Source organism: Pantoea rwandensis, from assembly GCF_002095475.1.
Classification (GTDB): domain Bacteria; phylum Pseudomonadota; class Gammaproteobacteria; order Enterobacterales; family Enterobacteriaceae; genus Pantoea; species Pantoea rwandensis.
This window is the reverse complement of sequence record NZ_MLFR01000018.1, coordinates 1-13,584: the sequence shown is the minus strand read 5'-3', so window position 1 is coordinate 13,584 and position 13,584 is coordinate 1. Positions and strand designations below refer to the sequence as shown.

8 protein-coding genes and 2 pseudogenes are annotated in these 13,584 nt (G+C 55.0%); 5 read left to right on the top strand and 5 right to left on the bottom strand.

Translation table 11 applies throughout. The annotated features are described in order from the left end of the window. Positions 1-28: 28 nt before the first annotated feature. From malX to add, 3 genes are all read left to right on the top strand, one after another. Positions 29-1,618 (top strand): maltose/glucose-specific PTS transporter subunit IIBC, encoded by a 1,590-nt coding sequence (gene malX / locus HA51_RS16580; RefSeq protein WP_084935720.1) that lies wholly within the window; start codon positions 29-31, stop codon positions 1,616-1,618. After that, positions 1,615-2,793 (top strand): MalY/PatB family protein, encoded by a 1,179-nt coding sequence (locus HA51_RS16575; RefSeq protein ID WP_084935719.1) that lies wholly within the window; start codon positions 1,615-1,617, stop codon positions 2,791-2,793. The genes malX and HA51_RS16575 overlap by 4 nt, the downstream gene beginning before the upstream one ends. A 118-nt stretch (positions 2,794-2,911) precedes the next feature. Continuing rightward, positions 2,912-3,910 (top strand): adenosine deaminase, encoded by a 999-nt coding sequence (gene add, locus HA51_RS16570; protein WP_084935718.1) that lies wholly within the window; start codon positions 2,912-2,914, stop codon positions 3,908-3,910. 179 nt (positions 3,911-4,089) lie between these two features. Here the strand turns inward: add and HA51_RS16565 are convergent, their stop codons facing one another. From HA51_RS16565 to HA51_RS16545, 5 genes and pseudogenes are all read right to left on the bottom strand, one after another. Further along, the gene (locus tag HA51_RS16565; RefSeq protein WP_084935717.1) at positions 4,090-5,130 is read right to left on the bottom strand and encodes an oxidoreductase; all 1,041 of its coding nucleotides are present in this window, start codon (positions 5,128-5,130) and stop codon (positions 4,090-4,092) included. Between the two features lie 76 nt (positions 5,131-5,206). Further along, a complete protein-coding gene (gene araC / locus HA51_RS16560) occupies positions 5,207-6,124 on the bottom strand; it encodes an arabinose operon transcriptional regulator AraC (RefSeq protein WP_084935716.1) in 918 nt (305 codons plus the stop codon). A gap of 67 nt (positions 6,125-6,191) precedes the next feature. Continuing rightward, on the bottom strand, positions 6,192-7,178 hold the full coding sequence (gene araH, locus HA51_RS16555; RefSeq protein ID WP_084935715.1) for an L-arabinose ABC transporter permease AraH: 987 nt from the start codon (positions 7,176-7,178) through the stop codon (positions 6,192-6,194). A gap of 17 nt (positions 7,179-7,195) precedes the next feature. Then, positions 7,196-8,720, bottom strand: a pseudogene (gene araG, locus HA51_RS16550) (L-arabinose ABC transporter ATP-binding protein AraG). Positions 8,721-8,877: 157 nt separating this feature from the next. Then, positions 8,878-9,860, bottom strand: a pseudogene (locus HA51_RS16545) (arabinose ABC transporter substrate-binding protein). Positions 9,861-10,226: 366 nt separating this feature from the next. Between HA51_RS16545 and HA51_RS16540 the strand changes: the two are divergent. Next, the gene (locus HA51_RS16540) at positions 10,227-11,903 is read left to right on the top strand and encodes a ribulokinase (protein WP_084935714.1); all 1,677 of its coding nucleotides are present in this window, start codon (positions 10,227-10,229) and stop codon (positions 11,901-11,903) included. A 10-nt stretch (positions 11,904-11,913) separates the two neighbouring features. Next, positions 11,914-13,404 (top strand): L-arabinose isomerase, encoded by a 1,491-nt coding sequence (araA, locus tag HA51_RS16535; protein ID WP_084935713.1) that lies wholly within the window; start codon positions 11,914-11,916, stop codon positions 13,402-13,404. Positions 13,405-13,584 lie beyond the last annotated feature (180 nt).

The window sequence follows — 13,584 nt, the reverse complement described above, 5'->3', positions numbered from 1 at the left end:
GCTTGTCATTTTTTAGCCAGGAGAGACTATGTCCGCCAGCCGCCCCAAAATGTCACTTTGGGAATTTTTCCAGAGTTTGGGTAAAACCTTTATGTTGCCCGTTGCCCTGCTGTCGTTTTGCGGCATCTTGCTTGGCATTGGCAGTTCACTGAGCAGCCACGATGTGCTGACGCTGATCCCCATGCTCGATCAGCCTTTCCTGCAATATCTGTTCATCTGGATGGCGAAGCTCGGCTCCTTTGCCTTTAGCTATTTGCCGGTGATGTTCGCGATTGCGATTCCACTGGGCATGGCGCGCGAAAACAAGGGCGTCGCGGCGTTTGCCGGTTTTGTCGGTTACGCGGTGCTTAACCTGAGCGTCAACTTCTGGCTTAACATCAATGGCATTCTGCCCACCACCGATGCGGCGGTGCTGAAAGCCAACAACGTACAAAATATTCTTGGCATTCAATCGATCGATACCGGCATTCTTGGCGCGGTGATCGTCGGCGTGGTGGTGTTCTGGCTGCATGAACGCTTCCACAACATTCGTCTGCCGGATGCACTGGCCTTCTTCGGTGGCACACGCTTTGTGCCGATCGTCACTACCGTCGTCATGGGCTTACTCGGTTTAGTGGTGCCGCTGATTTGGCCATTCTTTGCCCGTGCGATCACCGGCTTGGGTTGGATGATCAACAGCGCCGGTGAATTTGGCCCGATGATCTTCGGCACCGGCGAACGTTTGCTGCTGCCCTTTGGTTTACAACATATTCTGGTCGCCATCATTCGTTTCACCGATGCGGGCGGAACCCTGGACGTGTGCGGCAAGAGCGTCAGTGGTGCGTTGACCATCTTCCAAGCTCAGTTAGCCTGCCCAGAGACCCATGGCTTTGCCGAAAGCGCGACCCGCTTCCTGTCGCAAGGGAAAATGCCTGCCTTCCTCGGCGGCCTGCCCGGTGCTGCACTGGCAATTTACCACTGTGCCCGCCCTGAAAATCGCCATAAAATTAAAGGCCTGCTGATTTCTGGTGTAGTGGCTTGTGTAGTCGGTGGTACCACCGAACCGATTGAATTCCTGTTCCTGTTTGTGGCGCCGGTGCTGTATCTGATCCACGCCCTGCTGACCGGTTTAGGTTTCACCGTGATGGCCATCCTCGGCGTGACCATCGGTAATACCGACGGCAACGTCATCGATTTCTTCGTGTTTGGCGTACTGCACGGCCTCTCCACCAAATGGTATTGGGTGCCCGTCATTGCTGCGGTGTGGTTTGTGGGTTACTACGCGATCTTCCGCTTTGCCATTACCCGCTTCAATATCAAAACACCAGGTCGCGAAGCCGAAACCAGCAGCGTTGAGCAGCAGGTGAGCCGCGCGGGCGTGGGTAAATCAGGCTACAACACACCGGCCATTCTGGCGGCCTTGGGCGGCATTGATAACATCACGTCACTGGATAACTGCCTGACGCGCCTGCGTCTGTCGATTGCCGACATGAGTAAAGTGGATGATGCCTTGCTCAAAGCCAATGGCGCCATCGGCGTGGTGCATCTGAATAAAACCAGTCTGCAAGTGGTGATAGGCCCGCAAGTGCAGTCAGTCAAGGATGAAATGGCACACCTGATGAGTGCAACGGCATCATGATGAAGCCTTTCGATTTTGATCATGTGGTGGATCGCCACGGTAGCTGGTGTACGCAGTGGGACTTTGTTGCCGATCGTTTTGGGGTAGCTGACCTGCTGCCCTTCACGATTTCGGATATGGATTTCGCCACTGCGCCCTGCATTATTGATGCGCTGCAACAGCGTGTGGATCATGGCGTATTGGGCTACAGCCGCTGGCAGCACGATGATTTTCTCTCGGCGATTCAACACTGGATGGGCAGCCGTTTTGCCACAGAAGTTGATTCGTCATCACTGGTCTACGGCCCGTCAGTGATTTACATGGTGGCGCAGATGCTGCGCCACTGGACGCAGCCCGGTGACGAGGTATTAATTCATACCCCAGCCTACGATGCGTTCTACAACACCCTTCGCGGCAATCATCGCCGCGTACTGGAACTGCCGTTACAGCGTCAGGGAAACCAATGGCAATGCGATTGGGATCAGTTAGAGACGTTACTGGCGCGGCCACAGTGCAAAGTGATGTTACTGTGTAGCCCACACAATCCCACTGGCAAAGTCTGGCAGTTGCAGGAGTTGCAGTTGATGGCGGCGCTGTGTGAACGTCACGGTGTGAAAGTGATCAGCGATGAGATCCATATGGATATGGTGTTGGACGAGGAACGCCACACGCCGTGGAGTGAAGTGGCGCAATCCCCATGGGCACTGTTCAGCTCCGCCTCAAAAAGTTTCAATATCCCAGCGCTGACCGGTGCATGGGGAATCATCCCCGATGAGACCGATCGTCAGGCATGGTTCCACGCGCTGAAACAGCAGGATGGCTTATCATCACCCGCGGTAATGGCGGTGGCAGCGACGATTGCCGCCTACCGTGATGGTGCGCCCTGGCTTGATGCCCTACGCGCGTATTTACAGAAGAATATGCAGCATATCGCCCAACGCTTGAATGATGCGTTTCCAGCACTTAACTGGGCGCCGCCCGCTGCCACCTATCTGGCGTGGATAGACCTCAATCCACTCGGCATTGATGAACAGGCTCTGCAACAGCAGTTGATCCATCATCACAAGGTGGCGATCATGCCGGGCTCGACCTACGGTGAAGCCAGCAGAGGTTATTTGCGACTGAACGCCGGTTGCCCGCGGATCAAATTGGACGATGGGCTAGACCGACTGCTCGCTGCCCTAAAAGCCTATTGAGTTTCGGTGGATGCTGATTAATTCAGCATCCATTTCACGCATTGCGCAAATCACTGGCACTGTTGCGCAAGTTGTTTTTATAATGCTCTGCACTTTATGAAACTTTTGCGAGTGCGACATGATTGACCTGAAACTCCCCCTGACTGACATCCATCGCCACCTTGATGGCAACATCCGCGCACAAACCATCCTTGATTTAGGTCGCCAGTTTAATCTCGCGTTGCCTGCCAACTCGCTCGACGATCTGCGCCCGCATGTGCAAGTCTCCGCCAATGAGCCAGACCTGGTGAGCTTCCTGCAGAAACTGGATTGGGGCGTGAAAGTCCTTGGCGATCTCGATGCCTGCCGCCGTATCGCACTGGAAAACGTGGAAGACGCTGCACGTGCTGGCATTCACTACGCTGAACTGCGCTTCTCGCCGGGCTATATGGCGATGACCCATCAATTACCGATTGCGGGTGTGGTAGAAGCCGTGATTGATGGCGTGCGCGCTGGCGTAAAACAGTACGGCGTCGATGTGAACCTGATTGGCATCATGAGCCGCACCTTCGGTGACGAAGCATGCCTGCGTGAGCTGGAGGGCTTGTTAGCCCATCGCGATGGCATTACGGCGGTAGACTTAGCCGGTGATGAACTCGGCTTCCCTGGCAGTGAGTTCCTTAGCCATTTCAATCGTGCTCGTGACGCCGGTTTCCGCATCACGGTTCATGCGGGTGAAGCGGCTGGCCCAGAGAGCATCTGGCAGGCGATTCGCGAGTTGGGTGCTGAACGTATCGGTCATGGCGTGAAAGCGATTGAAGACCGTGCGCTAATGGACTTCCTCGCTGAGCAGCGTATTGGTGTTGAATCCTGCATGACGTCAAACATTCAGACCAGCACCGTGGCCTCGCTGGAAAGCCATCCACTGAAAGCCTTCCTGCAACACGGCATTCTCGCCACCATCAATACCGATGACCCCGCGGTTCAGGGCGTAGAGCTGGCGCATGAGTATGAGATTGCTGCTCCGCAGGCAGGATTGACGGCAGAAGAGATGCGCCAGGCGCAGGACAATGGCGTCACCATCGCGTTCCTCAGTGATGCCGAGAAAGCCGCGCTGCGTCAGCGTGTGGCGGGATAAGCGCTTTAAAAAATAAGGTGCGCATAAATGCGCACCCTACGATTAAGAGGCATCGTGCCAATTAATGCGCACCCTACGATTAACGGGCATCGTGCCAATCAATGCGCACCCTACGATCAAGGGGCATCGTGCCAATTAATGCACACCGATGATTCCCTCCATAGCGACAATGATACCTTTTACTTCAGCGACATGGTCTGACGCTTCTCGGCAGACTGCAGACCCAGCTCAATCAGTTCCATCACCTGAATTGCCTCTTCAGCTTGCACCGGGTTTGCACCAGTACCGGCAACCGCATCACGAATGGCCGCGTAATAAGCCGGATAGTTACCTGGCAACGTCAGTAACTCTTTCTCCACCATCACGTCACCTTCGGCGAGCGTCAGCGTACCGTTGCGCATGTCATAACCCCAGTCTTCACGCGGTGGACGCTCGCCCGCTTTCAAGCGATCTTCCTGCGGATCAAGGCCATATTTCACATAGCTGCCTCGGGTGCCGTGTACCACGAAACGGGCAGATTCCGCCGCCGCCAGCATGCTGGCGTGCAACACCACGCGGCGGGTTGGATAGGTCAGCACTGCGTGGAAGTAATCAGTGGTTTGCGCGCCTGGACGCAGTTCAGCCATATCGACGTTGATGGCGACCGGCGCACCAAATAGCTGCAGCGCCTGATCCAACACGTGCGGGCCCAAATCAAACCAGATACCGCTGCCTGGCCCTTTCATTTCACGCCAACGCTGACGAACTTCCGGGCGGAAGCGGTCAAAATGGGATTCGAGATAACGTACCTCACCCAGCGTGCCGTCAGCCAGCAGGGTTTTCAACGTCAGGAAATCGCTGTCCCAACGACGATTGTGGAACACGGAAAGCAGTAACCCTTTGGCCTTCGCTAGCGCATCCAGCTCACGTGCTTGTGACAACGTCACGGTAAACGGTTTATCGACCACCACATGCTTGCCCGCATTGAGAGCCGCTTTAGCCAGTGGGAAATGGGTATCGTTCGGGGTCGGAATTACAATCAGTTGCAGAGTCGGGTCGTCCAGCAAAGCCTGGGGATCAGCCACCACCTGCACCGAAGGCCAGTCAGCGTGCACTTTCGTGGCATCGCTGCTGGAGATCGCGGCCAGTTCAACGCCAGACGTGCCGGCGATCAAAGGTGCGTGGAAGGTTTTGCTGGCAAAACCGTAGCCCATCAGGCCGACACGTAATTTATCGCTCATTCTCATTCCTCTTGTTCGTTACCTCACTGATTTAAGACGAATCAGCGGGTAAGAACAAGGCGGAATCACCTGAAATTCAGGAGATAGCACTCCGTGCAGGTTGCCAGCTCTCCTGTGCCACTAAGGCATCGTGCGCATCCTGACTACGGCGACGAAAATCACTCGGGCTAACGCCGACACGTTTACGGAATACGCGAGAGAAATAGAGCTGATCGTCATAGCCCACTTCACGGCCAACAGAGGCAATCGGCTCTTGGGTGGTTTGCAGCAGCAGTTTAGCGCGAATCACCCGCTGATCCTCGCGCCAGCGCAGCAAATTGATACCCATTTGTTCCCGGAACAAATGCGCCAGCCGTGAGGGTGAGAGACACACATGCCGTGCGACATCTTCAATTTTTACTTCACTCGCCAGATGATTGGTGACGTATTGGCAGGCTTCGATCACGCGTGGGTCGCGGATTTGCTGATGGCTGCGCGGATCTTCTTCCACGGCTCGCAACAATAAGCGCTCAAGCAAATTCATCGCCAACTCTTCTGCAAAACGACGGCCCGAATTGTGGGTTTGTTCAATGCTGGCAAACAAACGATCAAATTCTGCACGCTGTGCTTCAGACAGCCGTAAACGTCCTACCCCTTGGCTCTCATCCTGCCACTGAAGCCAATCGGTCCAATAGGCACGTGGGCGGAAATACACCCAGCGATGAAACCAGCAGGGACTGTCTGGAGAACGACCATAATAGTGCGGTGTTTTAGGCTGGAACAGCAACAGATCGCCTGGCTCGCAGTCAAACGCCGACTCTCCATCAAACACGCGACCGCGGCCTTTGATTGTCAGGTTGAGAATGTAACCTTTCATACCGTGCGGTCGGTCAATAAAGAAGTCCAGTTGATCGTTGGCATTGATCGGTGTCAGTCCCGCTACCAGCCAGGCATTGAACGGATAGCCGGGCAATAACGGGTTCTGCTGCTCACACGGGGGTTCACGGTGGTACATAATGCCCTCACTGTCACCTGTTAAAGCCTAACGGGCGACCTTCAGGCCGCCCCACCATAGTCCGAAATCAGACAGCTTTATTTTTCTGTTTGTAGCGGTCAAAAATCACCGCCGCTAACAGTATCAGACCGCGTACCACATACTGTGAGAACGGCGAGATATTCAATAAATTCATCGCATTCTCAACGGTGCCAAGAATCAACACCCCCGCGACCACATAGGAAATCTTGCCGATGCCCCCTTTCAGCGATACGCCACCCAGTACACAAGCCGAGATCACAATCAATTCATAGCCCAACGATGTCATCGGTTGGCCGCTGGTCATACGTGAGGCCAAGATAATGCCAGCAGCAGCAGAGACCAGACCTGACAGAATAAAGATGATGATGCGGGTTCTCACCACCGGCACGCCCGCCAGTCGAGCTGCCTCCTCATTGCCCCCGATCGCCAGCGTATTACGACCAAAGGTGGTTTTATTCAGCAGAAAACCGAAGATGACCATTGTCGCAATGGTGAGCCAAATCGGTGCGGGCACACCCAACCAGTTGGCATAGCCGAGGGTGAAGAAGCGTTCGTCTTCAATACCCACCGCTTTACCGTCAGAGAAGATATAGGCCAGTCCGCGCACAATCTGCATCGTCGCCAATGTAGTGATCAGCGCATTGATTTTCAGTCGGGCAATCACAAAGCCGTTGATAAAACCCGTGGCCATGCCGAGCACCAGACCGGCTGCCACGCCGATCCACAGACTTTCCGTCATGTTGATCACCACGGCTGTCACCACGCCTGCGCAGGCAATCACTGAGGCCACTGACAGGTCAAAATCACCGGAAGCGAGGCAGAACAGCATCCCGCAGGCCACCATGCCCGACATCGACATCGCCAGACCCAGGCCTTTCATATTGATCAGTGAGCCAAAGTTCGGCACGAAAATAGCACAGACAATAAACAGCAGTGCGAACACCACCAGCATGCCGAAGTTGTCCCAAATCCGCCCCAGTTGCAGCCCTTGGCGCTGCGTCGGTGGCGTGTTGGAAGTGGTAGATGAAGCCATTATTGCTCTCCTTTACATCAGGCCACGGCGGCCGCTTGAGTGGTTTTCGGCATTGCCAGGCTCAGCGTTTGCTGCTCCGTGGCCGCGTCGTGTGTCAGTTCTCCGGCAATCTCCCCTTCACGCATCACGATGATGCGGTCGGCCAAGCCCATCACTTCAGGCAGATCGCTTGAGGCAAACAGCACCGCGATCCCTTGGTTTGCCAGTTGATAAATCAGGTTATAGATCTCGTGCTTGGCGCCCACATCAATGCCGCGTGTCGGTTCATCTAACAGAATCACGTTCATCTTTTCTGACAACCAACGACCTAAAATCGCTTTTTGCTGATTACCGCCAGACAGGTTCATGATCAGTTGTTGCGGCCCCGGCGTTTTGATATTCAATGAACGGATGTGGCTATCCGCGTTTTTGGCTTCCCAACCCGGTTTGATCAGGCAACCGGCGGTGAGATTGTGGCGGCGGGCACTGATGTTGATGTTGTCACGCACCGAGTGCACCGGAATAATGCCTTCTGATTTGCGGTCTTCTGGGCAGAGCATGATGCCCGCGCGAATGGCATCTATTGGCTGGCGAATATTGAGCGTTTTACCATCCAACGTCACCGTGCCTGCACGCAGTTTAGTGGCGCCCAAAAAGCCCTTTCATTAATTCGCTGCGCCCGGCACCGACCAGCCCAAACAGACCAACAATTTCACCCGCTCTGACCGTGAGCGAAATCGGCATGCGTACGCCCTTCGCTTCGACCTGATCCAGCTGTAAACGCACCTTGCCCAAGGTGCGGGGTGCATAGCCGTAGATATCGCCGATATTGCGCCCCACCATGGCCTGCACCAAATCGTCGTGATGGGTGTTTTTCATGTCGCTGAAGGTGCGCACGTAGCGGCCGTCTTTGAACACGGTGATGGCATCACTCAGGGCAAAGATCTCTTCCATACGATGTGACACATACAGCACGGTACGACCCTGGTCACGCAGTTGGCGGATAACGCGGAACAGGTGCTCAATTTCACGCGCTGACAGCGAACTGGTGGGCTCATCAAAAGCGATGATGCGCGCATTGCGTGCCAGCGCTTTGGCGATCTCCACCATCTGCCACTGGCCCAGCGACAGATATTTCAGCGGCATGTCTGGATCGATATTCATGCCGAGGTTTTTGAGCTGCAAATCGGCTTCATAGCGCAACAGTTTGCGATTCACTAATCCGTGCTTATGCGGTAACTGGCCGAGATAGATGTTTTCGGCCACGCTCATTTCCGGCACCAAATGCAGTTCCTGGTAAATAATCGCCACGCCCGCATCGAGGGCTTCAACCGTGTTGCCGAAAGCCTTCACCTCGCCTTTGATGCGAATTTCACCGCCACTTGGCTGATAGCTGCCGCTGAGGATTTTCAACAGCGTCGATTTGCCCGCGCCGTTTTCGCCCATCAAGGCGTGCACTTCGCCCGCACGGCACTGAAATGAGATGTCCTGCAGCGCTTTTACGCCGGGGAAAGTTTTGCTAATGCCATGAAAAGAGAGAAAAGCAGAATCAGTGCGATTCATGGAAACTCCTGAGCTTCAATATTGCTTTTGGAATCGCCGATTACGGCAATCATCCCAGGTGCGCATAAATGCGCACCCGACAAAACGCACCTTTCGACGTAGGGTCGCCATTAATGGCGACCGCTGTATAAGGTACAACCGCCTGAAAAATGACGACTTACATCAGCCCTTTCTTCGCTAACTCGGTCTTGAAGTTGTCACGGGTAATCAGCACCACATCGGTTACCTCGGTGAATTTTGGTGGTTCTTCACCTTTGGTCACCCAGTTGTAAAGCAGCTGGCTGCTCTTATAACCGTGCACATCCGGGCTTGGCAGCAGTGAACCGTAGAAGCCGGTGGCAGAACCTTTCGACAACTCGCTCACCGCATCGACGCCGTTAATGCCGATGCCGATCACGTCTGGCGCTTTGAAGCCTGGCCTTCGGTGGCGCGTACACCACCCAGCACGGTGTTGTCATTCATGCCGACAATCAGCCAGTGCTTCACTTCAGGATGCTGCACCAACAGCGAGTTGCCGGCGTCGAACGCACCGGGGATATCGTTAGATTTGGTCGGGACCTGATAGATTTGTTTCTCAGGGAAGCCCGCTGCTTTCAGCGCGTCCATGGATCCACCGGTACGACGACGAGCGGTATCCAATTCGTTGGCGGTAATGGCCATCACGCCGGTCTCTTTGGCATCCCAACCGCGCTTCTGCATCTCTTTATAGAGTTCTTGCCCCTGACGTTCGCCAATCTTGGTCGCGGCCATCATGACCAGCGGCACCGTGTCCATGGGCTTACCTTTAGCCGTCACGAACTGGTCATCCACGGCGATCACTTTCAGGCCATAACTCCGTGCCTTCGCCACAATCGCGGAACCCAATTTTGGATCCGGCGTACAGATGACGAAGCCTTTGGCGCCACTCGCGGCCAGGCTGTCGATGGCGTTCAACGTTTTTTCGCCATCCGGCACGGCGATCTTGATGACTTCAAAACCCAGATCCTTGCCAGCTTTATCGGCAAATTTCCATTCAGTCTGGAACCAGGGTTCTTCTGGTTGCTTAACGAGGAAACCCAGTTTCATCGTCTCGGCGATAGCGGATTGTGACATAACCGCGGCGAGACCTACCGCCGCCAGCGCTTTAGTGAATTTATGCATGATGCTCTCCGGCACAATGGTGTTTTATCGCTGTAAGGAACCAATCGGTGTAAACGCTACCAATTAGATTTCACGTTTGGGCACTGCGAAAAATCAGCGCGTTAGCTCAATGTTTGTTCAAAGGGTGTGCAAACGCTGGGCTAGTTGTAGCGGGAATAGAAAGGAAAAATGTAGAGCGGTATCACATCCTAAAACGATGACCAAATCCTCCATATATTCAGCGAAATTAACCAGTCATTAACTTTTGCTGCCGATCACACAATGCTGTCGATAGCAGAAAAGTACATGTTCTCAGCTGGCGATGACTAACCGCTTATCCCGCCACATTCCAGGATAGAGCCAGATAACTCACACAGGAGAATCCCAATGGGTGCTGGCGCCATAACAATTGGGCTGGATTTTGGCAGTGACTCGGTACGTGCTCTCGCCGTGGATTGCCGTAGTGGTAAAGAGCTGGAAAAAGCCGTGGTGAATTACCCGCGTTGGGCTAAGGGTGAGTTTTGTGACGCGCACACCAACCGCTTTCGCCACCATCCTCAAGACTATATTGATGCGCTTGAACAGGCGGTAGTCAGCGTAGTGCAAGCGTTATCACCCGACCAGCGCGCGGCTGTGGTGGGTATTGGTGTGGATTCCACCGGTTCAACCCCTGCGCCGATTGACCGAGAAGGCCAGGTGTTAGCGTTACGCCCAGAATTCGCCACCAACCCCAACGCCATGTTTGTGCTGTGGAAAGATCACACCGCGATTGAGGAAGCCGAAGAGATTAACCAGCTGTGCCGCAACGGACATTTCACTGATTACACTCGCTATATTGGCGGCGTGTACTCATCGGAGTGGTTCTGGGCCAAGATTCTGCACGTGTCACGCAGTGATTCAGCTGTGCGTGACGCGGCAGTGTCTTGGGTGGAACTGTGTGACTGGGTGCCCGCCTTATTGAGCGGGACTACCGCGCCTGCGCAATTGCGTCGTGGGCGCTGCGCTGCGGGTCACAAATCTTTGTGGCATCCCGAATGGGACGGTTTGCCGCCTGCGGATTTCTTCCGTGCCCTTGACCCAATGCTGGTTGAGCAGCTCGATTCCCCGCTGTTTACGGATACCTATACCGCTGATGTGCCGGTCGGAACCCTCTCTGCAGAGTGGTCCCAGCGTCTTGGCTTGTCACAGCAGGTGATTCTTTCTGGCGGCGCGTTTGACTGCCACATGGGCGCAGTTGGCGCAGGTGCTCAGCCCTACACTCTGGTGAAGGTGATTGGCACCTCCACCTGCGACATTCTGATTGCCGACAGCGAAAAGGTCGGTGACCGCGCCATTAAAGGCATCTGCGGTCAGGTGGATGGCAGCGTCGTGCCGGGTGCGATTGGATGTGAAGCCGGACAATCTGCTTTTGGCGATATCTACGCCTGGTTCAGTCGCTTGCTGGGTTGGCCACTGCAACAAGCCGTGGCGCGCCATCCCGAACTCCAGCCCCAACTGGATGAGATGCAGCAGGATTTAATCCGTTCGCTGACCGAAGCCTGGGCTGCCGACCCGCAACTTGACCATCTTCCGGTGGTGCTGGACTGGTTTAACGGCCGCCGCACGCCCGACGCCAATCAGCGTTTGAAAGGCGTAATTACCGATCTCAATCTCGGCACCGATGCACCCGCCCTGTTTGGTGGCTTAGTCGCGGCTACCGCCTTTGGCGCACGCGCCATTATGGAGTGCTTCGAGCAGCAACAGATTCCGGTGGAGAGCATTCTGACGCTGGGCGGCATCGCGCGGAAATCCCCCGCCATCATGCAGGCCTGCTGCGATGTAATGAATCGCCCACTGGATATTGTCGCTTCCGATGAATGCTGCGCGTTAGGTGCTGCCATTTTTGCCGCGGTCGCCGCTGAAGTGTATGCCGATGTCCCTGCCGCACAACAAGTGATGGCCAGCCCGATTGCCGTCACGCTTCAACCTAACAGCCTGCGCGTGGCGGGCTATCAACAACTTTATCAACGTTACCAAAACTGGTGTCGGGCTGCTGAACCGCAGTACGCCGCATCCGCTAAGTAAGGAGCAGGAAATGCAACAGAACGTTTGGTTTGTGATTGGTACACAGCATCTCTACGGAGCGGAAACCCTGCGCCAGGTGGAACATCATGCGCGCCAGGTGATGGATGGCTTGAATCAGGCGGGAACATTGCCGGTGCCACTGGTGTTGAAACCGCTGGTGAAATCGCCGGATGAGGCACTGGCTCTGTGCCGCGAAGCCAACCACGACACGCAATGCGCCGGGATCATTACCTGGCTGCACACCTTCTCTCCGGCCAAGATGTGGATTGGTGGGTTAAGCATCCTGAATAAACCGCTGCTGCAATTCCATACCCAGTTCAACGCGGAAATTCCGTGGGACAGCATGGATATGGACTTTATGAACCTGAACCAAACTGCGCACGGCGGCCGTGAGTTCGGCTTTATAGGCGCGCGCATGGGGCTGCAGCATAGCGTGGTCACCGGCCACTGGCAGGATAAGACCAGCCAGCAGCGTATCGGTCGTTGGATCAATGCGGCGCTGGCAAAACAGGCGAGCCAGCAGCTGAAGGTGGCGCGCTTTGGCGACAATATGCGTGAAGTGGCCGTCACTGAAGGCGATAAAGTCGCTGCCCAGATTCAGTTTGGCTATTCAGTGAACGGCTGGGGCGTCGGCGATTTGGTGGAAGTGGTGAACAGCGTCAGCGATGGCGAAGTAAATGCGCTGATCGATGAGTATGAAAGCCAATATCTGTTTAGCGATGCGGCGGCGGTTAATGGCGAGAAACGCCAGAACGTTCTGGATGCGGCGCGCATCGAATTGGGTCTGAAGCGCTTCCTGGATGATGAAGGTTGCAAAGCGTTCACCACTAACTTCCAGACGTTGCACGGCATGACGCAATTGCCCGGCTTGGCGGTACAGCGTCTGATGGGCCAGGGATATGGTTTTGCCGGTGAAGGCGACTGGAAAACGGCCGCCCTGCTGCACATCCTGAAAGTCCAAGCGGGTAACCGCGCCGGCGGCACCTCCTTTATGGAGGATTACACCTATCACTTCTCACCGGGCAACGATTTGGTGCTGGGTTCCCATATGCTGGAAGTGTGCCCTTCGATTGCGAAAGAACCGAAGCCATTGATCGATGTTCAGTTCCTGGGCATTGGTGGCAAAGCCGATCCTGCGCGTATGATCTTCTCGACACCAGCTGGTCGTGCGGTGAACGCCAGCGTGATCGATATGGGTGACCGCTTCCGTTTGCTGGTGAACGTCGTCGATGCCATCGAACAACCGAAACCCCTGCCGAAGTTGCCGGTTGCACGTGCGTTGTGGCGTGCTCAGCCTTCACTGGCAACCGCATCTGAAGCCTGGATTCTGGCAGGCGGCGCGCACCATACAGTGTTCAGTCAGGCGTTGGATCTCGATGATATGTACTTGTACGGCGAGTTGAATGGCATTGAAGTGCTGGTGATTGATGAAGAGACACGTTTACCGGCGTTCAAAGATGCGTTGCGCTGGAATGAAGCGTATTACCGTTTGGCACGCTGATGGTTTGAGTTGTTGATTAAAGCCGCGATGATTCGCGGCTTTTTTGTCAACAGAAGGGATCTGTCGGGGCTAAAGCCGTAATGCCGCTCACTTAAGCCAATGCGTGCGTGTTTAAACCGGTACGCATGAATGCGTACCCTACGAAAACCGCACCGAACGGTGTAGGGGCGCCATTTATGG

Bases quoted from the DNA above. Each gene is read 5' to 3' on its own strand.
- malX (WP_084935720.1), top strand. From the start codon at position 29: ATGTCCGCCAGCCGCCCCAAAATGTCACTTTGGGAATTTTTCCAGAGT.
- HA51_RS16575 (WP_084935719.1), top strand. From the start codon at position 1,615: ATGATGAAGCCTTTCGATTTTGATCATGTGGTGGATCGCCACGGTAGC.
- add (WP_084935718.1), top strand. From the start codon at position 2,912: ATGATTGACCTGAAACTCCCCCTGACTGACATCCATCGCCACCTTGAT.
- HA51_RS16565 (WP_084935717.1), bottom strand. From the start codon at position 5,130: ATGAGCGATAAATTACGTGTCGGCCTGATGGGCTACGGTTTTGCCAGC.
- araC (WP_084935716.1), bottom strand. From the start codon at position 6,124: ATGTACCACCGTGAACCCCCGTGTGAGCAGCAGAACCCGTTATTGCCC.
- araH (WP_084935715.1), bottom strand. From the start codon at position 7,178: ATGGCTTCATCTACCACTTCCAACACGCCACCGACGCAGCGCCAAGGG.
- HA51_RS16540 (WP_084935714.1), top strand. From the start codon at position 10,227: ATGGGTGCTGGCGCCATAACAATTGGGCTGGATTTTGGCAGTGACTCG.
- araA (WP_084935713.1), top strand. From the start codon at position 11,914: ATGCAACAGAACGTTTGGTTTGTGATTGGTACACAGCATCTCTACGGA.